Origin of the sequence: Nocardia sp. NPDC050712, assembly GCF_040654295.1 — a bacterium.
Taxonomy (GTDB): Bacteria; Actinomycetota; Actinomycetes; order Mycobacteriales; family Mycobacteriaceae; genus Nocardia.
This window is the reverse complement of the sequence record NZ_JBFAHT010000004.1, coordinates 706256-731241: the sequence shown is the minus strand read 5'-3', so window position 1 is coordinate 731241 and position 24986 is coordinate 706256. Positions and strand designations below refer to the sequence as shown.

The following is a 24986-nucleotide window of genomic DNA, read 5'->3' as shown; positions in this document are numbered from 1 at the left end:
GTAGCTTGCAGCATTTCGAGTCCGGTCGCGGCGCGCCTGAAATCTTTGAGGAGGCGATGAGCCGTGTCAGATATCTACGGTCTGCCCGATACCAATGGCCGCAAGGAGGGCGATACCTGGACCACCACGTTGCCCGACGGTCGAACTGTCTCTAACACCATCCCGAAAGGAAACGGCAACCAGACTGTCGATCAGGTCATCACCAATCCTGATGGCAGCACGACCAATTCGCGTGTTGCCGGTAACGGTGACGGCGGGTGGCAACGGTGGAACGACGACTCCACCGGCACCTCCTCCTACGCCGGCAAGGACAAGCAGGACACCGAGGTCTACGGCCAGCACTTCAACCCGGGGACATCGACGACGGGCAAGGCCAGCCACGAGTTCGGGATGTCCAGCGACTACAAGACTACCGCCACGGCCTCCTATGACAGCAACGGAAACCGGATCGGCACCGACCTCGGGGTCGCGAACGGTAACGGACTCTACGACAACGTTCATGTCGACAACTACGGCAACAAGACGATATCTACTACCACCCGCGATGAAAAAGGCGGATTGGTAAGCAAATTCACCAGTCAAGTCGACAGCGAGGGCTACGGCTGGCGGGATATCGACGACAAAGACGGTAAAGCGGTGCGCTGGCAAGTTTCTCCGGATAGCCAGGGCAAGCCGGTCCTGACCCGCACGGTGGAGACCGATCAAGGTGTGGACCTCTACCGCATGGACGACAGCGGGAAAAGCACTCGCGAACATCGCGGTAACAAGCCCGGCGAGTGGTTCCGCGACACCACCGAGACCGACGACAAAGGCCAGACGACGATCAGGCGCCTCTACTCGAATTTCGGCGTCACCGTCTTCGACAGCGAAGGAAACACCCTCAGTCATGAGGGCCCCAAACCCCCCAAGCCTGGGATCGATACCGTTGGTATCGCCGACAAGGTCATCGATACGGTCTTTTTCTGGAACCCTATCGCCAAAGGCGGCAACAAGGCCGGAGTCCACGCTGTAGTCGGTCTCGGCGCCATGCTCGGGGCCTGGGACGACGTGCCCTCTTCCCTGAACCTCCCGACACAAGATCAGGCCTTCGACGGCCTCTACGACACCGGCAAGAATCTTACGACGAAGTATGCCTATCTCCAGGGCACCTCCAAAGATGCCAACGGCAACCCAATCTACAGCCCGGACGGCAAGCTCGACGAGCTGCACGCGAAGCTGGACTTCTACAACGACCTGTCTATGGCCGTGATCGGTACCGACTGGGCCGATTTCGGCGACAAGCCTCTCGAGACGCTCGGGACTGCCGGCTTCGGAATCGGTACCTTCTTCATCCCGGGGCCGAAAGGGATGGGGGCACTCGGCAAAGGCGCGGGCGCCATTGATGGGCTGGGCGAAGCAGGGATTCGTGCAGCCATGCCAGATCACCCGTGGCCAAGCATTACTGAGGGTATCGGTGGTGCCGCCAGCCCAGAACACATGCCACTAGAACACCCGGGTGCGCCGAACACGATTGACAACGGAGGCTGGGGGATCCCCGAAGCAACTGATGGTCAATCCATGCCCGGACGCACTGTCCATGTCGGTGGCGATGAGTTGCCGCCCTCCAGGCGAGTGGGCGGGGGAAACGAGATGCCCCCATCCCGCCCCGGCGATATGAATCCGCCCAGTCGGCGTCCGGGTGGTGATCGACCAGGGGGTACCGCTCAAGGACCAACCAGTCGTGGGTCAACGAATGAGCCCGTAATGTCCGGCGTGGGTCCGAAGTCCGGCGGAAATGCTGGCAACGGCGGGGGTGGCGGCCCCGTACCCCCGCCGAAGAAACCGCCAGCGAGCAGACCACAGACGGGTAAAGGCGCATCGGGCCATGGTGAGAACCCATCCCGTCCCAGCACATCGCAGCCGCCTCGCAACGGGGGCGACGGTCCAGCCGCTCCGGAAACGGCGCTGGTACCAGAGACGCCGCCAAAACGACGTCAGTGGTGGGACTCACCCCACAGCCCCTACGAGACGGCCGAGGAATTAGCACGAGCAGAGGCGCTCAAAGACGCCGCACCGCCCGATACCACAGGACTTACTCGAATCGAGAAAGGTCGAGACACTCCGAGTCCATGGTGGCCGCGAGGGCTAAATGGCAATATTAAGGGCAGAATTGGTGAGGCTCTAACCGAAGCACGTCTGAGGGCTCAGGGATACGATATTCTGGCAAGACAGCCGAAAATCCCATGGCCCGATACGCCGGGTGGCTATATTATTCCGGACTTCGTGGCATTGAAGGACGGTAAGGTAGTTGTTGTCGATTCAAAATTTGGCTCGAAAGCAAAATTCACACCGGGACAGTTCGATGCTTATGAAGCCTTCAATAGTGGCGCGGTCCGCATCGACTCTTCGATGTCGTCGGAATTGCGAAATAATCTAGCACAATTCGAGCTGGGTAACAGTCCGACGGTATCTCATGTTGAAGTCGACGCTTGGAATAGCAAATACCTTCCGAGTGTGGAAATGCTTGAATCTGCCCCAGGGTATCTAGGAAGCACTCCTACCGATCTAGCGGCTGCGGCATGGCTCCGTGATCCGAAGAATCTTATAAAGCTTCAACGTGAAATTAATAAACCGAAACTTCCGCCGATTGGTGGGTCGGTGATTCCGCTTTCGATGCTTCCTCTGCTGCCGTTAGGTTTAGCCCCATGGTGGGACGGCGAACCGGACGGAGAAGGCGCTGGGAATATCTCGGCAGCTCTAGCCGAAAGCATTCAGTATCCGCTGAGTGCCGGTTTGGCTATGGTTGCCCCTCTCCCATATTCGGTCGATACAACCGGGGGCCGCATGACGTCAGCGATTAAGGCCAACCAGGCATTAACGGTCAATATCATGATGAACAGTGCGGATAGCCAGGCATCCTACGACGATGAAATCGTTCGAGTGGAGGCGCTTTCGTCGTCGTTGTGAGGTTTATCGCGATCGTATGTCAGATGGTCTTTCCGCCTTGCGTCCAGGGGATGTAGCGTGTGGAGGTACATGCGGAGTTCATCAGGAGTTGAAGGGAGCGCAATGGGCGCGTTGGAAAAACTGGCAGAGCAAATCGGTCTGGCCCTTGTTGAGGTGATGGCCGAGAGTGGCTACGGCCCTCTAGGCCAGTTGAGTGCCGCTCGCGTTGCTGAGCGGGATGTAGAGATACGATTCAATCGCTTTGATTCGCCGCTAGTCGCAGTCAATCAGCAGATTACTGCAGTGATCAGCAAAAAGAAATCTCCTGGCCTTGTGCTGATTGGATGGTCTAACCTTTTCTCTCGATCTATCGGAGAAGTGCGAAGCCAAATGGATGGACAGGCAAATTTGGTCGATACTATATCTGATCCAAATTTGCTTGGCGTGGTCGAATCTCAAGAATTCGGGCAGATTGTAGCTCCGGAGCGCGCGCCGTTGTACTTCTCAATTGCTGCGCCGAGCGACATTCAACGCGAAGTGACATCATTCGCTTCGGTCGTTTCGGGCGCTATTTCGGGCTGGTTCGACGCGCGTTCGACCCTTTCCGAACTGACTGAACTCGCACGTCGGCCGCTGGCAACACCGTGGGATCAGGATAATCCGGGAGCAGATCGGCTGAGGTCAGTGGTGATCTTGCAGATCTTGAATGGGCGTGAAGATGATGCGGCAATTCTGATGGCATGGTATTTGAACCGGAATAGTTACAGAAACCGTGATTCGCGGGAGCGTGCAGCGGCATTCGATGTCGCTCTGGCAGAGATTTTTCCTACCTATGCGCGTGCACGTAAGTCTATCAACTGAAGACGGGCATGAGAACAAATATCTGACGACAAAAGGTATGCACTATCGAATGCCGAGATGCCGCAAGTCTCAGCCGCGTCGCCGGTCAACTGGCAGTATGAACAACGATTGGATGAGCCTGAATGACTGTGCAAGAGCACGATCGGATCGACCAGCTTGCGGTGGGTATGGACGGTGGGCTGCTGTTGGCAATGACCGAGGACCGCACCTACGGCTCCGGTGCGGATGCAGACTTGACCGAGGACTTCCGTCTCAAGCTGAATTCCTACGTCGGCGCTGTGCAATCTGGCGAGGTGCTACGCATGGCGGAAAAGGCTGGGATCGAAGGAATTCAACGGATCGAAATCGTATTTTTCAGCGCGAACGAACCGCCGCCGACGGTGTTCGAGATGTTGAACGTGGTCAACTCAAAACTGGGTGTGCAGGGGATCTCGGCCAGATGGGAGCCGCTGGATATCGACGAAATCACACCGGAGGTGTACGAGCAGGCGGTGGTTGCAGAGGCAAGCTGGCTCTTGGCGCAGGCGACGCCTGGTTGGAGATCGGCACGCCTGTGGGTCTCGCTGATCGGCGATTGGGGCGGAGGCGTCATACGGGTTGTGTGTGCCGACCACACGGAGGTCGATGTGGAACTACCGGATGTGGTACGTGGGTTGCTGCTCGGGCACAAGCAGGCCACTTATGAGGAGGCCGGTGGGGCGTGGTTGAGCGGGTGGATCGACCTCACGGGCACAGAGCGATATTACGCGAAGTTCTCGTGGGACTCTCTCCCAGGATGGGGCGTCACGCGGAATCAGCGTGACTTTCTTCAGGAGCTTGCCGACTATCCGCGTGCCGACTACAAGGTTCCCTTGTGGATGCGCGAGCTGCTTGTTGGATGTTGATCTGCTGCTGGGTAGGTGCCTCTGCGCCTGTGAGTGTCCTCAGCTTCTGAACAACATGAGGCTCCGTTTGGCGATCGACGGGCTTGCACCGTCGATAAGGCCGCCCGGCAAGCCTTGTTGGGGGGCGCAGCTCGATGAGTCGCTTTCCGGTGGCCGCGACATGCGGCCGGTGGCGAGCGCGACAATTATGCCGGTTGGGGGTGCGCGAGAGGGGACTTGAACCCCTACGTCCTAAGACACCAGAACCTAAATCTGGCGCGTCTGCCAATTTCGCCACTCGCGCTTGGTGGTACGACCGTCCAAACTCTACCGGGCTTGACCGGGATCGCGAAGCTCTGTGCGGGCGTGGCGTACTGGCGAGTAACCCGACCTGGGGTTATAACGATTGAGTAACGGTCAATATGAGGGGCACTCATGTTTCGTACGGGTTAGTAACCGGTTGACCTGTGGGTTCAAACGTGAGTGGGCCTCATGTTTGTCGGCATTCTGGTACGCCTGTGCATGAATACTCGGCGGTAAGGGTCGACTGGGGAGGCAAACGTGAGGCTTTCCTCATGATTTTGTGCCATCCTCGCCCGTATCAGGCCTAGAGGTTGAACAGCACCCTGCGTATCGGAGGGAGCGGTGTGTCGGTGGGCACGTCGCCAGCGAGTAAGGAAGTCGAAGCGTCTTGACGATCAACGAGAGCACTGAGACCGGGACCGGACCGAACGCGAAGGTGGGTGCCCAGCGGGATATGCGGGCGCCCTTGGTGGATCGTCTGCTGAGCGGTACTCCGTATGCGCTCGCATTCGGCGGGCAGGGCGCGCAGTGGCTGGGTGAGCTCGAGGAGATCGGCCGCGACAGCGCGCTGGAGCCGGAGCTGACCGCGCTCGTCAACGAGGCGGCCGCGCTGCTGGAACCCGTTGCGGCGCAACTGCTGGTGGTACGGCCGGTCGGCTTCGACCCGGTCGGCTGGATGCTCGAGGACGAGCTCGCCGACGAGGAGGCCTCCGCCGCGCCGTCGGAGCACGTGCTGCGCTCGGCCGCGGTGTCGATGCCCGGCGTGCTGCTGACCCAGCTGGCCGCGTTGAAGGCGTTGAAGTTGCAGGGGCTGGATCCGGCCGAGCACGCGCCGGTGGCCGTGGTCGGGCATTCGCAGGGCCGGCTGGCCGCGACCGCGGTGGAGTCCGCGGGCGCGCGCGATGCCGAACTGCTCGCGATCGCCCAGTTGATCGGCGCCGCAGCGGGTTTGGTTGCGCGTCGGCGCGGGCTGATGCCGGTCGGCGCGAACTCGCCGATGGTGGCGGTGTCGAATGTGGATCCGGCGCGGCTGCGCCAGGTCGTTGCCGAGGTGAGCGCGGGCGTGGATCCGCTTGCCGCCGCGGTGGTTTCGATCGTCAACGGCCGCCGCCGGGTGGTGCTGTCGGGCACGCCGGCGCAGCTGGAGCGAGTTCGCCAGCGCTGCGCCCAGATTCATGACGAGCAGGCCAAGGCGCGCGATGCCAAGGAGCGCGGCGGCTCGGTGTTCGCGCCGGTGTTCGAGGGGCTGACGGTCGACGTCGCGTTCCACCACCCGGCCCTCGAGGACACGGTCGAGCTGGTCGGCGGCTGGGCCGAGCAGTGCGGGCTCGATGTCGCGCTCGCGGGCTCGCTCGCCCGGGAGATCCTGGTCGACCCGATCGACTGGGTCGCCACCATCGACGGTGCGGTCTCGGCCGGCGCGCAGTGGATTCTGGATCTGGGCCCCGGTGATCTGCTGAGCCGGGTCACCTCCGGCTCGCTCAAGGGCGCCGGTGTCGGTATCGTCGCGGCCGCCACCCGGCCCGGGCAGCGCAGCCTGCTCACGCCGGGCGCCGCACCCGAGGTCGCCGAGCCGTGGACGGCGTTCGCGCCCAAGCCGGTGCGGCTGCCGAACGGGCGCATCGTCGTCGAGACCGCGTTCACCAAGCTGACCGGTCGTTCGCCGGTCCTGCTCGCGGGCATGACGCCTACCACCGTCGACGCGAAGATCGTCGCGGCCGCGGCCAACGCGGGGCACTGGGCGGAGCTGGCCGGCGGCGGCCAGGTGACCGAGCAGATCTTCGCCGACCGTGTCGCCGAACTGAAGACGCTGCTGCACCCGGGTCGCGCGGTGCAGTTCAACTCGCTGTTCCTCGATCCGTACCTGTGGAAGCTGCAGCTCGGCGGCAAGCGCCTGGTGCAGAAGGCCCGCGCGGCCGGCGCGCCGTTCGACGGCGTCATCGTCACCGCGGGCATCCCGGAGCTCGAAGAGGCCGTCGCGCTGATCCACGAGCTCGGCGAGGCCGGCATCTCCCATGTCGCGTTCAAACCGGGCACCGTCGCCCAGATCCGCGCGGTGCTGCGCATCGCCGACGAGGTGCCGGACTACCCGGTGATCATGCACATCGAGGGCGGCAAGGCCGGCGGGCACCACTCCTGGGAAGACCTGGACGACCTGCTGCTCGAGACCTACGCCGAGCTGCGTAACCGCCCCGGCGTCGTGGTCTGCGTCGGCGGCGGCATCGGCACGCCCGAGCGCGCGACGGAGTACCTGACCGGCGAGTGGGCCACCCCGCACGGCTACCCGCTGATGCCGCTGGATGGTGTGCTGATCGGCACCGCCGCCATGGCGACGCTCGAGGCCACCACCGCGCCCGAGGTCAAGCAGCTGCTGGTGGACACTCCCGGCACCCCCGACTGGGTCGGCGCGGGCCACGCGAACGGCGGAATGGCCTCCGGCCGTAGCCAATTGGGCGCGGATATCCACGAGATCGACAACGCCGCCTCGCGCACCGGCCGTCTGCTGGACGAGGTCGCCGGTGACGCCGAGGCCGTCGCGCAGCGTCGCGAGGAGATCATCGCGGCCCTGAACGGCACCGCTAAGCCCTACTTCGGTGATGTCACCACCATGACCTACCTGGAGTGGCTGGAGCGCTACGTCGAGCTGGCGGTCGGCCTGGACCGCCGCAAGGACTTCGACTGCGGCAGCGACCTGGGCGAGGCCATCCTCGACGCGACCAGCTCGGTCTGGCTCGACATCACCTGGCGGGACCGCTTCGCGGAGATGGTGCGCCGCACCGAATCCCGCCTGCACCCAGCCGACCGCGGCGAGATCCCGACGCTGTTCGCCGCCGACGCCGCCTTCGAGCGGCCGGTGGACGCGCTGTGCACGCTGAAGGAGCAGTACCCGGCCGCCGCGCAGACCCTGCTGCACCCGGCCGACGTGCCGTTCTTCGTCAGCCTGTGCAAGACCCCGGGCAAGCCGGTGAACTTCGTGCCGGTCGTGGACGGCGACGTGCGCCGCTGGTGGCGCTCGGATTCGCTGTGGCAGGCCCATGATCCGCGCTACTCGGCCGACCAGGTCTGCGTGATTCCCGGCACGGTCGCGGTCGCGGGCATCACCCGCGTCGACGAGCCGGTCGGCGAACTGCTGGACCGCTTCGAGCAGGACACGGCGTACTCGCTGGTCCGCGCCGGCGTGGTGCCGATCGCCGTGGACGCGCGCCGCGTCGCGGGCGTCACCGCCGGTCCGATCGACGCCGTGCTGGCCGCACCGGACGTCGAGTGGGCGGGCCGCACCACGATCAACCCCGTGCACCGCCTGGGCGACCTGCACGAGTGGGCCGTCGACGAGAACGGCGCGGTGCACCCGCGCACCGGCGCCACCCTGGTCGAAACCGAAGGGCCGGAAGCCGATCACTCCTACGTCGAGCTGACGGTGCCGCTGCTGGGCCGGGACGCGGTGACCATCCGCATCACCGTCCCGGTCTCCACCTACAACGGCGGCGCGCCCGTCATCACCGAGGCCGACGCCGACGCGGCCATGTCCGCGCTGCTCGCGGTCGCCGCGGGCCGGTCGCTGCCCGAGGTCAAGGGCGGTGTCGCACACCTCAACATCGCCTGGACCCCGGATCTGATCGCCGATCACGCCGGTGTCACCGGGTCGGGCATGCCCGCCACGCTGAGCACGCTCGGCCGCACCGTGCCCGACGTGCTGGTCGGCGCCTGCTGGCCCGCCGTGTTCGCGGTGCTCGGTGCGACGCGTACCGCCTCGGATTCGAGCGTCATCGAGGGCATGCTGGATCTGGTCCACCTCGATCACCAGATCGAGCTGGCCGGCGAATTGCCTTCCGACACCAGCGTTCTGGTGGTCCGGGCGCGGGCCGGCGAGACCGTCGACACCGATATGGGCCGGGTCGTCGAGGTCCAGGTGAAGATCACCGGGATGCTCGATCGGCCCGAGACCGGAATGTCGATGCCGACCGTCGCCACGCTCACCGAGCGGTTCGCCATCCGCGGCCGCAACGGCGCGGGCGAGCTGTCCGATCCGCCGCGCGCGGCGGGCACCCTGTCCGAGGCCGCGGTCGACACCGCGCGCCGTCGCCGGCGTGACGTCACCATCGTCGCGCCGCGCGCCATGCACGCTTTCGCGCATGTGTCCGGCGACCACAACCCGATCCACACCAGCGAGTCGGCGGCCAAGCTGGCCGGGCTCGGTGCTCCGATCGTGCACGGCATGTGGCTCTCGGCCGCGGCGCAGCACGCGGTGTCCGCGGTGGATCCCGAAAGTTCGGTTCCCGCACGCACATTGACCGCGTGGACCACCCGCTTCCTGGGCATGGTCCGCCCCGGCGCCGAGATCGACGTCCGGGTCGAGCGGGTCGCGGTGGACGCGGGCAGCGAGATCATCGAGGTCTCCTGCCGCACCGGCGGCAACCTGGTGATGACCGCGACCGGTCGCACCGCCGCCCCGAAGACCGTCTACGCCTTCCCGGGCCAGGGCATCCAGCGCAAGGGCATGGGCCTGGACGCGCGCTCGCGGTCCAAGGCCGCCAAGGAGATCTGGGAGCGCGCCGACAAGCACACCCGCGACGCGCTCGGCTTCTCCATCCTCGCGGTGGTGCGGGACAACCCGACCTACCTCAAGGCGCGCGGTGTCGAGCACCGGCACCCGGACGGCGTGCTGCACCTGACCCAGTTCACCCAGGTCGCCATGGCGGTCCTCGGCGTGGCCCAGGTCGCGGAGCTGCGCGAGGCCGGCGCCTACGTCGAGGGCGCGATGCTGGCCGGGCATTCGGTCGGTGAATACAACGCGCTCGCCGCCGTCGCCGGGGTGCTGCCGCTGGAGGCGGTGCTCGAGGTGGTGTTCCAGCGCGGATCCGCCATGCACGAGCTGGTGCCCCGGGATGCCAAGGGCCGCAGCGACTATCGGATGGCCGCCATCCGGCCCTCGCAGATCGGGCTGCCCGATGCCGAGGTGATCGGGTTCGTCTCCGGCATCGGAGAGCAGGTCGGCGAGTTCCTCGAGGTCGTGAACCTGAACCTGCGCGGCTCGCAGTACGCCATCGCGGGTACGGTCGCCGGCTTGGAGGCGCTGGAGACCGAGATCGACCGCCGCCGCGCCGAATTCGGCGGCAAGCGGGCCTTCATCCTGGTCCCCGGCATCGACGTGCCGTTCCACTCGACGGTGCTGCGCAAGGGCGTGCCGGAGTTCCGGCACAAGCTCGGGCAGTTGCTGCCCGCGGATCTGGATCCGGCGGTGCTGCTGGGCCGCTACATCCCGAACCTGGTGCCGCGCCCGTTCAACCTGGAGCGCGAATTCCTGCAGGAGATCGCGGATCTGGTGCCGTCCGAGCCGCTGGACGCGGTGCTGGCCGACTACGACAGCTGGGCGCAGCGCCCGGCCGAACTGTGCCGGGTCGTGCTGATCGAGCTGCTGGCCTGGCAGTTCGCCAGCCCGGTGCGCTGGATCGAGACCCAGGACCTGCTGTTCACCGACACCGCGCACGGCGGCCTCGGGGTCGAGCGCTTCGTCGAGATCGGTTTGGGCGCAACGCCTACCGTGGCCAACCTGGCCAGCCAGACGCTGAAGCTGCCGGACTTCGGCGGCGTCGCCGTCGAGGTGCTCAACATCGAGCGGGAGGCGGCGGTCGTGTACTCGACCGACACCGATCCCGCGCCGGTCGACGACGAGCCCGCCGACGCGCCGGTCGAAACCGCCGCTGCCGCAGCGCCGGTCGCGGCCGCCCCGGCACCGGCCGCGTCCTCCGGTGGCCCGCGTCCGGACGACATCGTGTTCGCCGCCGCCGACGCCACCCGCGTGCTGATCGCGCTGTGGACCAAGCTGCGGCTGGACCAGATCGGCCCGGTCGACACCATCGAGGGCCTGTGCGACGGCGTCTCCTCGCGCCGTAACCAGCTGCTCGTCGACCTCGGCGCGGAGCTCTCGCTCGGCGCCATCGACGGTGCGGCCGACGCCGACATGGGTGCGCTCTCGGCCACCGTGGAGCGCCTGGCCCGTACCTACAAGCCGTTCGGCTCGGTGCTCTCCGACTCGATCGGCGACCACCTGCGCAAGGTCTTCGGCCCGTCCGGCAAGCGGCCCGCCGCCATCGCCGAGCGTGTCAAGAAGGTCTGGGAGCTCGGCGACGGCTGGGCCAGCCATGTCACCGCCGAGGTGTCGCTGGGCACCCGCGAGGGCGCCAGCGTGCGCGGCGGCGATCTGGGCGGACTGGTCTCCGGTGCGCTCGGTGACGGCGCGTCGGTCGACGCGGCCATCGACGCCGCGGTGCAGGCGGTCGCCGCCCGGCGCGGTGTCGCGGTCTCGCTGCCCTCCGCCGGTGGCGGCGGGGGAGCGACCGTGGACGCGGCCGCCCTCGGTGAGTTCACCGAGCAGATCACCGGTCGCGACGGCGTGCTCGCCACGACGGCCCGCGTGGTGCTGGAGCAGCTCGGCCTGACCGAGCAGATCTCGACCCCCGAAGCCACTCCGGACACGCTGGTGGATCTGGTCTCGGCCGAATTGGGTTCGGACTGGCCGCGTTTGGTCGCGCCCGCGTTCGACGCCAAGAAGGCCGTGCTGATCGACGACCGCTGGGCCACCGCCCGTGAGGATCTGGCCCGCCTGTGGCTGGGTGCCGGTACCGGTGACTTCGTGGTCGACAGCTACCTCGGTGCGGGCGAAGCCGTTGCCGCACAGGCGAACTGGTGGCGCGACCGGGCCAAGCACGAGGCTCGCTCGGTGCTGGCCGGGATGTACGGCCAGATCGCCGATGCCGCGCTGAACACCGACGACGCGGGCCTGTGGTCCGACGATGTCGCCGTGATCACCGGCGCGAGTAAGGGTTCCATCGCGGCGGCGGTCACCGGGCGGCTGCTCGGCGGCGGCGCGACCGTCGTGGTGACCAGCTCGAGCCTGAACGACGACCGGCTCGCCTTCTACCGCAAGCTGTACCGGGAAAACGCCCGCCACGGTGCGGCGCTCTGGGTCGTTCCCGCCAATATGGCGTCCTACCAGGACATCGACGCACTGATCGACTGGGTCGGCACCGAACAGGTCGACAACGCCGGCGGCGCGAAGATCAAGACCAAGGACGCGATGACGCCCACCCTGCTGCTGCCGTTCGCGGCACCGCGGGTCGCGGGTGACCTCGCCGACGCCGGCGCCCGCGCCGAAATGGAGATGCGGGTCCTGCTCTGGTCGGTCGAGCGGCTGATCGGCGGACTGTCCAAGCTCGGCGCCGATCACGACGTGGACGCGAAACTGCATGTGGTGCTGCCGGGTTCGCCGAACCGCGGCCTGTTCGGCGGCGACGGCGCCTACGGCGAGGCCAAGGCCGCGCTGGACGCGGTCGTGGCCAAGTGGCGCGCCGAGAAGTCCTGGTCGGCGCGGGTCACCCTGGTGCACGCGCTGATCGGCTGGGTGCGCGGCACCGGTCTGATGGGCCACAACGACCCGATGGTCGCGGCGGTCGAGAAGGCCGGCGTGCAGACCTGGTCGACCACCGAGATGGCCGACGAGCTGCTCAAGTGGTGCACTTCGCGGGCCCGTCAGGTCACCACGGCCGGACCGCAGCAGATCGACCTCACCGGCGGCCTGGCGCGGGCCAAGCTGGACCTGCCCGCCCTGGCCAAGCAGGCGGCCGAGCAGGCCGAGGCCGAGACGGTGGAAGCCGATGCGGCCGCGACCATTCCGGCGCTGCCCGCACCGCCCACCCGGAGCTCGGCGCTGCCCGTGCCGGAGTGGGGCGATGTGACCGCCGACCTGGTCGACATGGTCGTCATCGTCGGCGCCGGCGAGCTGGGCCCCTACGGCTCGGCCCGCACCCGCTTCGAGGTGGAGGTCGACGACGAGCTCTCCGCCGCGGGCGTGCTCGAGCTGGCCTGGACCACCGGCATGGTGACCTGGGAGAACGATCCCAAGCCGGGCTGGTACGACACCGCATCCGGTGACTTCGTCCCGGAAGCCGAAGTGGCCGAGCGCTACCACGACGCCGTGGTCGAGCGCTGCGGTGTCCGCCGCTACGCGGACGAGGGCGCCATGGTCGACAACACCGCGCCGCTGATGACGTCGGTGTTCCTGGATCAGGATCTGTCCTTCACCGTCGGCAGCGAGGCCGAGGCGCGCGCCTTCTACGCCGCCAACCCGGAGCAGACGATCATCACCCCGGTCGCCGAGTCGAGCGACTGGACCGTACTGCGCAAGGCGGGCACCGAGATTCGGGTGCCGCGCCGGGCCAAGCTGTCGCGCACCGTGGGCGGCCAGATCCCCACCGGCTGGGACCCCACCATCTGGGGTATCTCCGCCGACATGGCCGCCTCGGTGGACCGGGTCGCGCTGTGGAACATCGTCTGCACCGTGGACGCGTTCCTGTCCTCCGGGTTCAGCCCGGCCGAGCTGATGAGCTGGGTGCACCCGTCGCTGGTGGCCAATACCCAGGGCACCGGCATGGGCGGCATGTCCTCGATGCGCTCGCTCTACATCGACAACCTGCTCGGTGAGTCGCGCCCGAACGACATTCTGCAAGAGGCGCTTCCGAACGTGGCGCTGGCGCACGTCGTGCAGTCCTACGTCGGCAGCTACGGCGCGATGGTTCACCCGGTCGCGGCCTGCGCCACGGCCGCGGTGTCGGTCGAGGAGGGCGTCGACAAGATCAAGCTCGGCAAGGCCGAACTGGTCGTGGCCGGCGGTTACGACGATCTCGGCATCGAAGGCATCGTCGGCTTCGGTGACATGTCGGCCACCGCGGACTCGGCGGCGATGAGCGCCAAGGGCATCAGCGACCGCTACTTCTCCCGCGCCAACGATCGCCGCCGCGGCGGCTTCGTCGAATCGCAGGGCGGCGGAACGGTTCTGCTGGCCCGCGGTGACGTGGCGCTGGAAATGGGCCTGCCGGTACTCGGTGTGGTGGCCTACGCCCAGTCCTTCGCCGACGGCGTGCACACCTCCATCCCCGCGCCCGGACTCGGTGCGCTGGGTGCGGGCCGGGGCGGCGCGGATTCGCGATTCGCGGTCGAACTGCGCAAGCTCGGCGTCGGCGCGGACGACATCGCCGTCATCTCCAAGCACGACACCTCGACGGCGGCCAACGATCCCAACGAGTCCGAGCTGCACGAGCGGCTCGCCACGGCGATCGGACGCTCCGCGGGCGCCCCGATGTTCGTGGTGTCGCAGAAGAGCCTGACCGGGCACGCCAAGGGCGGCGCGGCCGCGTTCCAGCTGATCGGCCTGTGCCAGGTGCTGGAAAACGGTGTGGTGCCGCCGAACCGGAGCCTGGACTGTGTCGACGAGAAGATGCAGGCCTACCCGCACCTGGTGTGGGCGCGCGAGCCGCTGCGCTTCGGCGAGCGTTTCCCGCTCAAGGCCGGCCTGGTCACCTCGCTCGGCTTCGGGCACGTGTCCGGTCTGCTCGCGATCGTGCATCCGGAGGCCTTCGTCCAGGCGATCGAGCCGGGCCGGCGCGAGGAGTACCAGGCCAGGGCGCAGGAACGGCAGCTCTCGGGCCGCCAGCGGTTCGCCGAGGCCATGTGCGGCGGCGCACCGCTTTACGAGCGCCCCGCCGACCGACGCCTCGGCGCGGACGGCACGCCCGCCAAGCAGATCCGGCAGCTCGAAGCCGACGTTCTGCTCTCGCCGCAGGCCCGCCTGAGCGAGAACGGCACCTACCGCGCCGACGGATTCGGTTGCGGCACCGGCGCTGTCATCGTGGGCCAAATGGACGAGGGTGCTACCTCGTAGTGACCTCTGCCACTACGCTGCACTGAGAAACCGAGGGGCAGCCGCTGCACAGCGGCTGCCCCTTCTCTCCACATTGAGGAGCCACAACGCAGTGACCATCCTGGGTATCGGTCTGGACCTGGTGACCATCTCGGAGTTCGCCGAACAACTCGAACGTCCCGGCACCACCATGGTCCGGGAGAGTTTCACCGCCGGCGAGCGCCGCTACTGCCAGAGCAAGAGCACCGACCCGGCCCGCAGCTACGCCGCCCGCTGGGCCGCCAAGGAAGCGGTGCTCAAGGCTTGGGCCTCTTCGCGTTTCGCGCGCAGTCCGCAGATCGGCGACAACCCGTACCCGCTCATCGAGGTCATCAACGACGCCTGGGGGCGGCCCAGCATCAAGCTGCACGGACTTGCCGCGGAATTCCTGCCCCGGGTGCGGGTGCACCTTTCGCTGACCCACGACGGGGATACGGCGGCCGCGATGGTGGTGCTGGAGGATCCGGGCGAGCTCGCCGACATCATCGAGGGGCGCAGCGCCACCAAGTAGGGGCGCCGAGCTCAGGGCTCCAAATCCGCCCAAGGGATATGGATTCGGTAGGGCAGAAGGATATTGACGCCGTCGGGATCTTGATCGGGTGTCCACTCGGCGATCTCGATGTAGTTCGCCGGCCGCAGCGGGATCGCGCCGGCAGCCAATTGCCCGGTTCGGACTTCCAGCGCCGAGACCGTCACGTTGGCGATACCAGTGCGTTCGGCGAGCTCGACCTCCCAGTAGAACGGGATGCCCGCCGAGGCGTAGCGGCGTTTCTTCTGCCTGATGTAGCCGTCGGTGTTCGACGGCGATCGCACTTCGCCGACCAGAACCACGTCATCGAAGTGGATGCGCGCGTGCTCGTCCGGCAGACATCGATACACCATGAAGTCCGGGGTCAGGAAGTCGTTGCTGGTCTCGTACTGCAGGAAGACATCGGTTTCGGCGGTTGCTCGCCAGCATTGTTCAGGATGCGATGACGCATCGAGCCGAGCGCACTGCTTCAGCGCGTTCCTGAGCTCGATGGTGTAGTGCTGGTGGGCGGGGGTGCCCGAATGGTTCCACACCACGCGGCCGTCCCACAGTTCGATCCAGCGAGCGATCTCCTCGGGCAGCTTTTCCAGCTCGTCCCATGACATGTACTCGGGAAGATCCGGCCGGCCCTGATCGTCCTGCGTCATATGCGGAATCGACATAACGGCATGTTAGGCCTCAGCCGCCGCTGGCGGTACGTGATTCTTTTTCCGCGACAAGCAGATAAGCGACCATCAGGCGCTTGAGTTCGGAGACGGCGTCCTTGTGCGACTGCTCGTCCTGCACCGAGAAATTCAGCATCGAATAGACGACGTGGACGAGCACCTCGGCCATCATGGTGCGCCGGACACGGGGCGTGCGCGGGGTGAGCGGGCGCAGCATCTGCGCGACGACTTCGGCGAATTCCTTCTCATGGATCGCACCGGTCGCCCGGGTGGACGGGGTGGACTGCATGGCGAGCCAGACCTCGCGCCGCGAGGGATCGGTCATCCAGAGCCCGGCCATGTGGTCGACGAACTGGTTCATGTGGCGCAGCCAGTCCAGGGACGGGACCTCGCCGTGGAAGTCGGCGAGCTCCTGGGAAACCGCCACCAGGTCTTGACGATTCAGTTCGCAGACGATGACGTACTTGTTGGCGAAGAACTGATACAGCGTGCCGATCGGCACTTCCGCCCGCGCCGCGACCTCTTCACAGGTGAACGACTCGAACCCGACTTCGGTGAGCAGTTCGCGGGAGGACTGCAGCAGGGCGTCGAACTTTCGCTTGCTGCGCTCCTGGGTGGGCCGGCGGCGCGGCATGAGTTCCTGCGGGTCGTCCTGCAGCTCCAACGCGGGGTCCACACGCCGCTTTGCCCTGGCTTCCGTGTGCACATCCACATCCCCAGGCTAGCGGTACCGACACGCGCACGACACGCGCATGCGTTCTGCGTGTCCAAGGTCTGTCACATTTCACCACCCATCCGGGCCTTGTGCAGTGCCGAACCCATACCGAGCACGCGTGCGTTCGCGTGCCTTGACCGAGGCTCAGGATTCACACCGGAAGGCGTATCTGTGGTAGCTCCATTAGTGGTCACTCTTGGCGTATCGACCGAACGTGGTGCCGTGCACGCGGTGGCGCTGGCCGAATCCGGCGAGCGGCTACCGGAGCGGGTGCTGGTGCACCGGGTCGCGAAGACGCAGGGTGACACCAAGGCAGACGTGGCCGCGGCGGTGCACGCGGCGATGGACGAGATCGCCGCCGAGCTCGACGACGACATGGTCATCGCGGGTGCGGCGGTCGCCTACCGCGATGCCGCCGAGCGGCGCGCCATCGTCACCGAACTGGCGTCCGGCCCGTGGCAGACGGCCTCGCTGGTGTCGGCGAAGGCCGCGCACCTCAGCGTCGCGGGCGCCATGACCTGGCTGAGCGAGTTCGACGATCTGGTGATCTGCGAGGTCGTCCCGGGCTATCAGGCGTTCACCCTCATCGACAGGTATCGCGGCCGGGTGCTGGCCGCCACCAGTCAGACCGGCGGCGCCACCGAGGAGTCCCTCGGCGCGGCCGTCACCGCCGCCTGGGATCAGTTCGAGGCGGCCGCCGTGCGCCCGGACGCGGTGGTACTGGTCGGGTCCGCCGCGGATAGCCCCGCGGTACGCGAGGCCGTGGAAGGGTTCGGCGCTCCGGTGCTCCCGTGCCGGATCGAGACGACCGCGCCCGCGATCGGTGCGGCGCTGTTTGCCCTGGCCGATCTCGGCGGGCTGACCGAGATGGTCGAGCCGTCGCATCCGGTACGGGGCACCGCGGCGGTGTTCGCGGCGGCCAGCGTGCTGGCGGGCGGGCTCGTCGTCGGCGGTCTCTACGCCACCAATTCCCGCTCCACCCCGGCGGTGGTCGCGGATGCCCGCCTGGGTTCCGACAATCGGCTGATCGAGAACAGCGCCGCACCCGACACGGGTTCGGCGAGCGGTTCCTCGGCCGGTATCTCGGTGGATCCCGCGCGCGAGGAGACAACGGGCCCGGTCGCCGGGCCGGGTGCGGCGCCGCAGCCGACGATCGTGGTGCTGGACACCCCGGTCGCGCTGGGTTCGGGTCCGCAGGCGCTGGTCGGTTCGCGCTGGGGCCAGCCCCGGCCGGAGCCGACCATGCCGCTGGAGGAGCTGGGCGCGCACGAGACCGAGCGCGGCCTGGCCTCGATGCTGCCGGGCACGGGCGTGCCCGGGGCCACCACCAAGGTCGGCGCGCCGAACGGTTCGCTGCTGTTCCCGGGTGAGACGCCGCCGCCCGCGGCGTTCACCCCGGAGTCCTACCAGTGGTGGGACAACCACGTCCGCATGATGATGACGTGGGCGACCCAGCAGGTCATGCCCGCCTGACAGTTCGCACCGAAAAGGCCCGGCGCTGTTGTGGCGCCGGGCCTTTCGCGTTCGTGCTCAGTCCCTGGTGCGAATCCGGAACAGCACGCCCGCCGCCAGGTAGCCGGCCAGCGCGATGCCGGCGCACCACAGCACCGCCAGCAGCGCGCTGTTCCCGATCGGCGTGCCCATCAGCAGGCCGCGCACGGTCTCGATGACGGGCGTGACGGGCTGATGCTCGGCGAACCAGTGCAGTGCGCTCGGCATCGACTCCGGCGGCACGAATGCGCTGCTCACATAGGGCAGGAACATGAAGATGAAGGTGAAGCCGCTGGCCGCCTCGGGATTCTTGGCCAGCACGCCGAGCGCGGCGGCCACCCAGGACAGCGCGAAGATGAACATCGCGAGGACCGCGAGCGCCCCGAGCCAGCGCAGCGGATCGGCGGTCGGCCGGAAGCCGAGCGCCACCGCCACCACGATGACGAGCCCGGTGGTGAGCATGTTGCGGATCAGGCTCTCGGCCACGTGCCCGGTCAGCACCGCGGTCCGGGAGATGGCCATGGCGCGGAACCGGTCGATGATGCCGTCGGTGAGATCGCTGGACAGGCTGACCGCGGTGGTCGCGGCCCCGAATCCGGCGCACAGCAGGATGATGCCCGGCACCACGTAGTCGATGTAGGCGCCGGGGCCGATGTCCATGGCGCCGCCGAAGACGTAGACGAACATCAGCAGGATCATGACCGGCAGCGCGATCGTCATGATCATCGAGTCGGGGCTGCGCAGGGTGTGGCGCAGATTGCGGTCCAGCATGGTGCCGGAATCCTGGACGGCGCGCAGCAGCGCGGGGCGGTCGGCGGTGGGCACGGTGGTCATCAGGCGGCCTTCTCGGTCTGGGTGGGGAGGCCGGTCAGCGCGAAGAACACATCATCGAGATCCGGCACGTGGACGGTGACCTGGTCGACGGCGACGCCGAGTTCGGCGAGGCGGTTGAGCAGCTTGCGCACCTCGTCGGCGTGGCCGTCGGAGGGCACCTGCAAGGTGAGTTGTTCGGCGTCGGCCTGCCCGTCGACGGCCCGCGCGGCGGCGGCGAGCGCGGGCTGGTCGGCGAAGCGCAGCAGCAGGTGGCCGCCCGGTGCGAGCCGCTTGAGTTCGGCCGGGGTGCCCTCGGCGACGATCTTCCCGTTGTCCAGCACCGCGATTCGGTCCGCGAGCTGGTCGGCCTCCTCGAGGTACTGCGTGGTGAGGAAGACGGTGGCGCCGTCGGCGGCGAGGCGGCGAATGACCTGCCACAGGTCGCGGCGGCTGCGCGGGTCCAGGCCGGTGGTCGGTTCGTCGAGGAAGATGATGCGCGGGCGGCCCATCAGGCTCATCGCCAGGTCGAGGCGGCGGCGCATGCCGCCGGAGTAGGTGCCGGCGCGCCGGTCGGCGGCCGCGGTGAGCTCGAAACGATCGAGCAGTTCGGTGCTGCGGCGCCCGGCCTCGGCGCGGTCCAGGTGCAGCAGTCTGGCGGTCAGCCGGAGGTTCTCGGCCCCGGTCAGCACTGTGTCGACAGCGGAGTACTGGCCGGTGAGACCGATCAGCCGCCGCACCGTATCGGCCTCGGCCGCCACGTCGTGGCCGAAGACGCGGGCCTCGCCGGTGCTGGGCGCGCTGAGGGTGGCCAGGATGCGGACCAGGGTGGTCTTGCCCGCGCCGTTCGGGCCGAGCAGGGAGAAGACGGTGCCGGCCGCGACATTCAGGTCGATGCCGTCGAGCACCGCGTGGTCGCCGAAGGACTTGCCGAGCCGGCGGACCGCGAGGGCGGGTGGTGGGTGAGGGGACATCAGGAAGGCTCCGATCCAAAACTGTGTATGCACTAAACTAAGTTTATAAGGTAAACAGTTAATGCGCGCAAGAGGATGGTCTGATCGGGGACCGCGTGCGCGGCCCGGGTCCGCGGCGCGCAGGATTGAGGCACACGGGCCAGTGCAGGTCCGGGTGCGGGAAAGGAGTGCGGAGTCGATGGCGACACCAGGGGACGCGGCGATACCGAAGTCGCTGGCGCTGTTGTGGGGGCTGGACGTGGCCGGGGAACGCGGCCCCAAACGCGGGCTCAGCCTGGATCGGATCCTGGACACCGCCATCGAGGTCGGCGACGCCGAGGGCTTGTCGGCGATCTCGATGGGACGCATCGCCAAGGAACTCGGCTTCACCGCGATGTCGCTGTACCGCTATGTCGACAGCAAGCAGACCTTGTTCGAGATGCTGCTGGACCGGGCGATCGGGCTACCCCCCGAGATCGTGCCCGGCGCGGGATGGCGCGAGAACCTGAAGCGCTGGGCGCTGGCCGAGTACGAGTCCATCGAGCGGCACCCGTGGTGGCTCGACATTCCGATGAACGACCCGCCGATGGGTCCGAACAACATGGCCTGGCTCGAGACCGGGCTGGCCGCGCTCGGCGAGACCCGGGTGCCGCCGCCCATCCGCATGCAGCTGGTGATGAATCTGACGTTCTACGTCATGGGGCGCGCGCGGGTGGGCCGCAGCATCAACCCGGACGAGGGCGACGACGAGGACTACGACGCGGTGCTGGCCCGCCTGATCGACCCGCAGCGCTTCCCGCACGTGCTCGCGGCCTTTGCCCGGTGGCCCTACGAGGATGACGAAATCGACTGGCAGAAGCTCGATTTCGATTTCGGTCTGGAGCGGATGCTGGACGGCTACGCGAGCTTCATCCGCTCCTTCGAGACCTAGACCGACAGATCGCGCCGCAGCTTGGCGACATGCCCGGTGGCCCGCACGTTGTACTGGGCGACCTCGATCTTGCCCTGCTCGTCCACCAGGAAGGTGGACCGGATGACGCCGACGACGGTCTTGCCGTACATCGTCTTCTCGCCGAACGCGCCGTAAGCGGACAGCACCTGTTTGTCCGGATCCGAGAGCAGCGGGAAGGTCAGCTGCTCGGCGTCGCGGAACTTGGCCAGCTTCGCGGGCTTGTCGGGGGAGATGCCGAGGACCTCGATACCCGCGCCTTCGAGCTCGGCGAGGCTGTCCCGGAAGTCGCAGGCCTGCTTGGTGCAGCCCGGGGTGCTCGCGGCCGGGTAGAAATACACGATCACCTTGCGGCCGCGGTAGTCGGCAAGGGCGACCTCTTTGCCGTCGGCATCGGGCAGCGTGAACGCGGGGGCGGTATCGCCGGGGGAGAGTCGTTTGTCGGTCACGCCCTGCACGGTAACCCAACACCCCGACAGTGCCGGATACACTCGGACGCAAATCCGACAGGAGGACACAAGAGTGGCTAGGGATACCGAGCGGATCGAGCGGGACATCGAGTTGGCCCGCACCCGGCTGGCGAGCACGCTCGACGAGATCGCCGTGCGCGCCGATCCGCAGCGGATCGCCGACGACACCAAGCACCTGGTGCTGGCGAAGCTGAACGAACCCAAGGTGAAGTACAGCCTGATCGGCGCGGGCGCGCTGGTCGTGGGCCTGGTGCTGGTCAAGGTCTTCCGCCGCTGAGGCGAAACCCGCAGCGCGGCAACAAAAAACACCCGGTGTAACCACACCGGGTGTTTTCGTTTTCAGCGGTATCAGACCGTCGGGCAGGCGAATCCGTCGCCGTCGGGATCCAGATGCGGGCCGTAGCCCTGTTCCCCACGGAAGAGGGGAGCCCGACCGGCCGCTTTGGCCTCTTCGCAATTGCGGAAAGCGCCTCCTGCGGAACCGGTCTGGGAGAGACCGGCCGAACCGGTCGCGGAGGAGCCGGTGTCGATGGCGGACGAACCGGTACCCGAGGAACCGGTGGGGTTGGCCATAGCGGCGGGCGCCGCGAGGAGCGTCAGGCCCGCGACGGCGGCGCTGACGGTGAGCCGGCGAACGTTCATGTATTCCTCTGTGTCTACTGCGGTGGTTTGCTGCGGTTGGAAGCGGCGATCGGACAAGCGACGCCGCATCACACTGTGGTTACGGTCCGGCCGCTTGTCAACCGCGCGCGACACAGATCATCGCGCGCTCAGCCGCTAGTCCATGGTCTGACAGGCGGTTTCACCCACAGTATTTTTTCCTCGGCGAAAGGCCTTCCGGCGGCCGGATGTTCGGGATTGCGTGCCGCCCAGGCATTCTTCTCGTCGAGCAGCCGTGCGGCGACGGTCCAGGTTTCCTCGGTCGACGGCGGGTTCGTCGCGGCGGCGCGGGCCAGTTTGCGACGGGCCGCGGCCGGCAGGGCCAGGAGTTCGGCGCCGCTGATGTCGCGGTCCCAGAGGTAGGTGGCCAGGCGGCGCGCCTTCTCGGCGCGGCGGCTGACCGACACGTCGGAATGCGCGTAATCATCATCATCGGCCACGGGGCGAGTCTATGCCGGAAGCCCCGGACCAGTCGGTGGTCGCGGGGCTTCCGGAAGTGCTGCGGTTGTCGTTCGGCGGACTCAGTACGCCGAGTTGACGTTGTCCATCGAGCCGTAGCGCTGCGCGGCGTAGTTGCAGGCCGCGACGATGTTGGCGACCGGATCCCAGACGTCGGTCGAGGTGCCGGGCACGTGGTAGGCCTGGAAGGTCGGGTCGATCACCTGCAGCAGCCCCTTGGACGGGATGCCCATGGCGGCATTGGAGTCCCACAGGTTGATCGCGTCCGGCTTGCCGGCCGACTCGCGGATGATGTTGCGGTGGATGCCGTCGTAGGAGGCCGGGATGTTGTTGGCCTTGAGGATGTCGAGGGCCTCGCGGATCCAGCCGTCGAGGTTGTCCGGGTACTCGGCCGGAGCGGGCATCGGCGCCGGAGCGGCAGCCGCGGCCTTCTCGACGACCGGCGCCTCTTCCTTGGCCGGCGCGGGTGCGGCGGCGAGGGCGGGGACGGCCGGCTTGGCCTCGGAGATCATGGCGGCACGCGAGGGAACGCTGTCGTCGGCCACCGACACCGCGCCGGAGGCGGCGACGGCCGCGATGCCCGCCGCGGCCACTGCGAAAGTGATGCCTTCACGGAGGTTCGGTCGGCGGAGGGTGGAGAGCTTCATTACGTAATCGGTCCTTGCGTCGGGGACAGGGGTCGATCCGGCCGCGCAGCCAGCGCGAGGATCTTTGGCGGGTCACATCGGGTGGCTCGCCGCAGAGCTGTGCTGTTGTGAGGTTTGGTTGTGGGGGGAACTCTGTCCCCGGACAGTGGGCCGGCGCTCCTAGGCGCTCCCTGGTCCGCGTCGCGCGGATCTCCTCGTCACACCGACGAAGAGGATAAAATTGGAACGGGGATCACGAGCTGGATGCTCGCTCCGCCAACCGCCGCAGGATCATGATCTGTTCCTGGCCAAAGCGGGTCATTTCCGAATGGGGTTTGTTGTACTCCTCGGTCTAACCAACTTTAGGTCTGTTTGCGACCTCGTTACAGAGTGATCACGGTTGTTTAACAGAAGGTGAACGAGAAATGAACGCAAGGTGGTGGCGATCTTGGTTTGCACTGGCCAGGACCGATGAAACGGCACCTGTGCGGGGAGTTTGCTGCTCGTAAACTGGTGACCGGCGTCACAAACTTTTCTGGTGTAAACACCTTGCTGGGAGGTTTACCCGCTGCTCCCGTGCCCGATTTGGGACTCCAGAGGCGATTCGGTCACGGACTGGTCAACCGTCCAGGAGTCCGATTGATGTACTTTTGTCCCATTTCTGGCCACTATGTCACGGAGCCCGTGACCTAAAAGTGGTGGGGACAGCTCATCGAGGTGTACCGACAGGTCGGCCGCGGTCGATATCCCCTACGTACAGCATCGGGGGATGCATCCGCCGGCTCCGGCTCCGGCAGCGGAAAGCGGTCTCAAGATCGGCGTGACACCGGCACCACGTATCGGCTGAAGACGAGATCGCGCAGTACGTCGTCGCCGCCCTCGACGATCGACACGTAGCGCATGTCGCGCAGCAGCTTGCCGATCGGCGATTCGCTGGTGTAGCCGAGGCCGCCGAACATCTCGGAGCCGACGCTCGCGATGTCCCAGCCCGTCTGACCGCAGAACATCTTCGCGGTGACCGCGGCCTTCAGGGTGCCGGTCCGGGCGAACGTCGTGGCCGGATCCGGGCCGGTCATGATGGCGTCGTACTGCGCGGCCGCTGAGCGCAGATGGCTCTTCATGACGTCGATCTGCATCTCCATCTGGCCGAGCTTGGCGGCGAAGACCGGGGCGGCGAGCAGCGTCGAATCCCGGAACGGCTTGGTCTTGGCGTATTCCATGCACAGATCCCGGATCCGTCGCGCCAGACCGAGCGCGGTCGTCGCGATCAGGATGCGGCTGGCGTTGAGGCCGACCTCCAGCAGGCGCAACCCGGAGCCGTGCAGCAGGTTGGCCGCGGGCACCCGGCAGTTGTCGAGGCTGATCTGATAGGTGCCGGAGGCGCGCAGGCCGATCATGTCCCAGCGCTTCACCACGCGTACCCCGGGGGTGTCGGCCGGAACGAGCACCGCGGCGAAGTCGCCGGGCACGTCGGCCGAGGCCGCGATGACGACCAGGAAGTCGGCGAATCCGGCATTGGTGGAGAAGTATTTCTCCCCGGTCAGCACCAGTTCGTCGCCGGAACGCGAGACCACGGTCTCGATCTTGGCCAGCTCGCTGCCCGCGTTGCGCTCGCTGCCCAGCGTGGCGCAGGAGCTGCCCTGCTTCGCCATCGGCGTCAGGTAGCGCTGCTTGAGTTCGGCCGAACCGTAGAGGGACACGATGCTGGTGCCCAGCACCGAGATGAACAGGGTGAAGGCCGCGCCCGCGTCCCCGTAGGCGAGTTCGTTGGTGATGTCCACGCTCTCGCTCAGGCTCAATCCGGCGCCGCCGTACTCGGTGGGCAGCCACCAATTGGCGAGCCCGGTGTCGGCGAACTTCTGGTACAGCGGCAGCGGCGCCTCGGCAAGGGAGTCGAGGTACTCGCGCTTGCCCTCGAGTTCGGCGCTGACGAATCCGCGCACGGTGTCCAGTGTTTCCGGCATGGTGACC

Annotated in this window: 17 protein-coding genes and 1 tRNA gene; 8 read left to right on the top strand and 10 right to left on the bottom strand. The window is 67.0% G+C overall.

Annotation, left to right across the window (positions count from 1 at the left end):
- Positions 1 to 63 precede the first annotated feature (63 nt).
- The 3 genes from AB0H76_RS31475 to AB0H76_RS31465 all read left to right on the top strand — a co-directional run bounded on the left by AB0H76_RS31475 (position 64) and on the right by AB0H76_RS31465 (position 4670).
- On the top strand, positions 64 to 2946 hold the full coding sequence (locus AB0H76_RS31475) for a hypothetical protein (protein ID WP_357330651.1): 2883 nt from the start codon (positions 64 to 66) through the stop codon (positions 2944 to 2946).
- A gap of 102 nt (positions 2947 to 3048) precedes the next feature.
- Positions 3049 to 3786: a hypothetical protein gene (locus tag AB0H76_RS31470; RefSeq protein ID WP_357330650.1), complete on the top strand. Its 738-nt coding sequence runs from the start codon at positions 3049 to 3051 to the stop codon at positions 3784 to 3786.
- 122 nt (positions 3787 to 3908) lie between these two features.
- A complete protein-coding gene (locus AB0H76_RS31465) occupies positions 3909 to 4670 on the top strand; it encodes a hypothetical protein (protein WP_357330649.1) in 762 nt (253 codons plus the stop codon).
- Positions 4671 to 4871: 201 nt separating this feature from the next.
- Here AB0H76_RS31465 and AB0H76_RS31460 read toward each other — a convergent pair.
- Positions 4872 to 4953, bottom strand: a tRNA-Leu gene (locus AB0H76_RS31460).
- Positions 4954 to 5340: 387 nt separating this feature from the next.
- Between AB0H76_RS31460 and AB0H76_RS31455 the strand changes: the two genes are divergently transcribed.
- Together AB0H76_RS31455 and AB0H76_RS31450 are read left to right on the top strand one after the other, a co-directional pair.
- Positions 5341 to 14670 carry a fatty acid synthase subunit beta domain-containing protein gene (locus AB0H76_RS31455; protein WP_357330648.1) on the top strand — a complete coding sequence of 3110 codons (9330 nt, stop codon included), beginning with the start codon at positions 5341 to 5343 and terminating at the stop codon, positions 14668 to 14670.
- 91 nt (positions 14671 to 14761) lie between these two features.
- Complete coding sequence (locus AB0H76_RS31450) at positions 14762 to 15199, top strand: holo-ACP synthase (RefSeq protein WP_357330647.1); 438 nt, start codon at positions 14762 to 14764, stop codon at positions 15197 to 15199.
- An 11-nt stretch (positions 15200 to 15210) separates the two neighbouring features.
- Here the strand turns inward: AB0H76_RS31450 and AB0H76_RS31445 are convergent, their stop codons facing one another.
- Positions 15211 to 15879 carry a Uma2 family endonuclease gene (locus tag AB0H76_RS31445; protein ID WP_357330646.1) on the bottom strand — a complete coding sequence of 223 codons (669 nt, stop codon included), beginning with the start codon at positions 15877 to 15879 and terminating at the stop codon, positions 15211 to 15213.
- 16 nt (positions 15880 to 15895) lie between these two features.
- Entirely contained in the window at positions 15896 to 16516 is a 621-nt protein-coding gene (locus AB0H76_RS31440; RefSeq protein WP_357330935.1) for a TetR/AcrR family transcriptional regulator, read from the bottom strand.
- Positions 16517 to 16768: 252 nt separating this feature from the next.
- On the opposite strand from AB0H76_RS31440, the gene AB0H76_RS31435 reads away from it, so the two are divergent.
- Positions 16769 to 18070 (top strand): hypothetical protein, encoded by a 1302-nt coding sequence (locus AB0H76_RS31435; protein WP_357330645.1) that lies wholly within the window; start codon positions 16769 to 16771, stop codon positions 18068 to 18070.
- A 57-nt stretch (positions 18071 to 18127) separates the two neighbouring features.
- Here the strand turns inward: AB0H76_RS31435 and AB0H76_RS31430 are convergent, their stop codons facing one another.
- Positions 18128 to 18922 (bottom strand): ABC transporter permease, encoded by a 795-nt coding sequence (locus tag AB0H76_RS31430; protein WP_357330644.1) that lies wholly within the window; start codon positions 18920 to 18922, stop codon positions 18128 to 18130.
- A complete protein-coding gene (locus tag AB0H76_RS31425) occupies positions 18922 to 19872 on the bottom strand; it encodes an ATP-binding cassette domain-containing protein (protein ID WP_357330643.1) in 951 nt (316 codons plus the stop codon). The genes AB0H76_RS31430 and AB0H76_RS31425 overlap by 1 nt, the downstream gene beginning before the upstream one ends.
- A 178-nt stretch (positions 19873 to 20050) precedes the next feature.
- Between AB0H76_RS31425 and AB0H76_RS31420 the strand changes: the two genes are divergently transcribed.
- Entirely contained in the window at positions 20051 to 20782 is a 732-nt protein-coding gene (locus AB0H76_RS31420) for a TetR/AcrR family transcriptional regulator (protein ID WP_357330642.1), read from the top strand.
- Here AB0H76_RS31420 and bcp read toward each other — a convergent pair.
- Positions 20779 to 21249, bottom strand: a complete 471-nt coding sequence (gene bcp / locus AB0H76_RS31415; protein WP_357330641.1) for a thioredoxin-dependent thiol peroxidase — start codon at positions 21247 to 21249, stop codon at positions 20779 to 20781. The genes AB0H76_RS31420 and bcp overlap by 4 nt on opposite strands.
- 73 nt (positions 21250 to 21322) lie before the next feature.
- On the opposite strand from bcp, the gene AB0H76_RS31410 reads away from it, so the two are divergent.
- On the top strand, positions 21323 to 21547 hold the full coding sequence (locus AB0H76_RS31410) for a DUF3618 domain-containing protein (protein WP_357330640.1): 225 nt from the start codon (positions 21323 to 21325) through the stop codon (positions 21545 to 21547).
- Between the two features lie 71 nt (positions 21548 to 21618).
- Here the strand turns inward: AB0H76_RS31410 and AB0H76_RS31405 are convergent, their stop codons facing one another.
- The 4 genes from AB0H76_RS31405 to AB0H76_RS31390 all read right to left on the bottom strand — a co-directional run bounded on the left by AB0H76_RS31405 (position 21619) and on the right by AB0H76_RS31390 (position 24979).
- Positions 21619 to 21912 carry an excalibur calcium-binding domain-containing protein gene (locus tag AB0H76_RS31405; RefSeq protein ID WP_357330639.1) on the bottom strand — a complete coding sequence of 98 codons (294 nt, stop codon included), beginning with the start codon at positions 21910 to 21912 and terminating at the stop codon, positions 21619 to 21621.
- Positions 21913 to 22040: 128 nt separating this feature from the next.
- Entirely contained in the window at positions 22041 to 22370 is a 330-nt protein-coding gene (locus AB0H76_RS31400; RefSeq protein WP_357330638.1) for a hypothetical protein, read from the bottom strand.
- An 81-nt stretch (positions 22371 to 22451) separates the two neighbouring features.
- On the bottom strand, positions 22452 to 23036 hold the full coding sequence (locus tag AB0H76_RS31395) for a transglycosylase SLT domain-containing protein (protein WP_357330637.1): 585 nt from the start codon (positions 23034 to 23036) through the stop codon (positions 22452 to 22454).
- Positions 23037 to 23824: 788 nt separating this feature from the next.
- Positions 23825 to 24979 (bottom strand): acyl-CoA dehydrogenase family protein, encoded by a 1155-nt coding sequence (locus tag AB0H76_RS31390; RefSeq protein WP_357330636.1) that lies wholly within the window; start codon positions 24977 to 24979, stop codon positions 23825 to 23827.
- Positions 24980 to 24986 lie beyond the last annotated feature (7 nt).

What these genes read in the sequence shown, in the direction of transcription:
- AB0H76_RS31470 (WP_357330650.1), top strand. Translation starts at nt 3,049, where the DNA reads ATGGGCGCGTTGGAAAAACTGGCAGAGCAAATCGGTCTGGCCCTTGTT.
- AB0H76_RS31465 (WP_357330649.1), top strand. Translation starts at nt 3,909, where the DNA reads ATGACTGTGCAAGAGCACGATCGGATCGACCAGCTTGCGGTGGGTATG.
- AB0H76_RS31445 (WP_357330646.1), bottom strand. Translation starts at nt 15,879, where the DNA reads ATGTCGATTCCGCATATGACGCAGGACGATCAGGGCCGGCCGGATCTT.
- AB0H76_RS31440 (WP_357330935.1), bottom strand. Translation starts at nt 16,516, where the DNA reads ATGCCGCGCCGCCGGCCCACCCAGGAGCGCAGCAAGCGAAAGTTCGAC.
- AB0H76_RS31430 (WP_357330644.1), bottom strand. Translation starts at nt 18,922, where the DNA reads ATGACCACCGTGCCCACCGCCGACCGCCCCGCGCTGCTGCGCGCCGTC.
- AB0H76_RS31425 (WP_357330643.1), bottom strand. Translation starts at nt 19,872, where the DNA reads ATGTCCCCTCACCCACCACCCGCCCTCGCGGTCCGCCGGCTCGGCAAG.
- AB0H76_RS31420 (WP_357330642.1), top strand. Translation starts at nt 20,051, where the DNA reads ATGGCGACACCAGGGGACGCGGCGATACCGAAGTCGCTGGCGCTGTTG.
- AB0H76_RS31405 (WP_357330639.1), bottom strand. Translation starts at nt 21,912, where the DNA reads ATGAACGTTCGCCGGCTCACCGTCAGCGCCGCCGTCGCGGGCCTGACG.
- AB0H76_RS31395 (WP_357330637.1), bottom strand. Translation starts at nt 23,036, where the DNA reads ATGAAGCTCTCCACCCTCCGCCGACCGAACCTCCGTGAAGGCATCACT.
- AB0H76_RS31390 (WP_357330636.1), bottom strand. Translation starts at nt 24,979, where the DNA reads ATGCCGGAAACACTGGACACCGTGCGCGGATTCGTCAGCGCCGAACTC.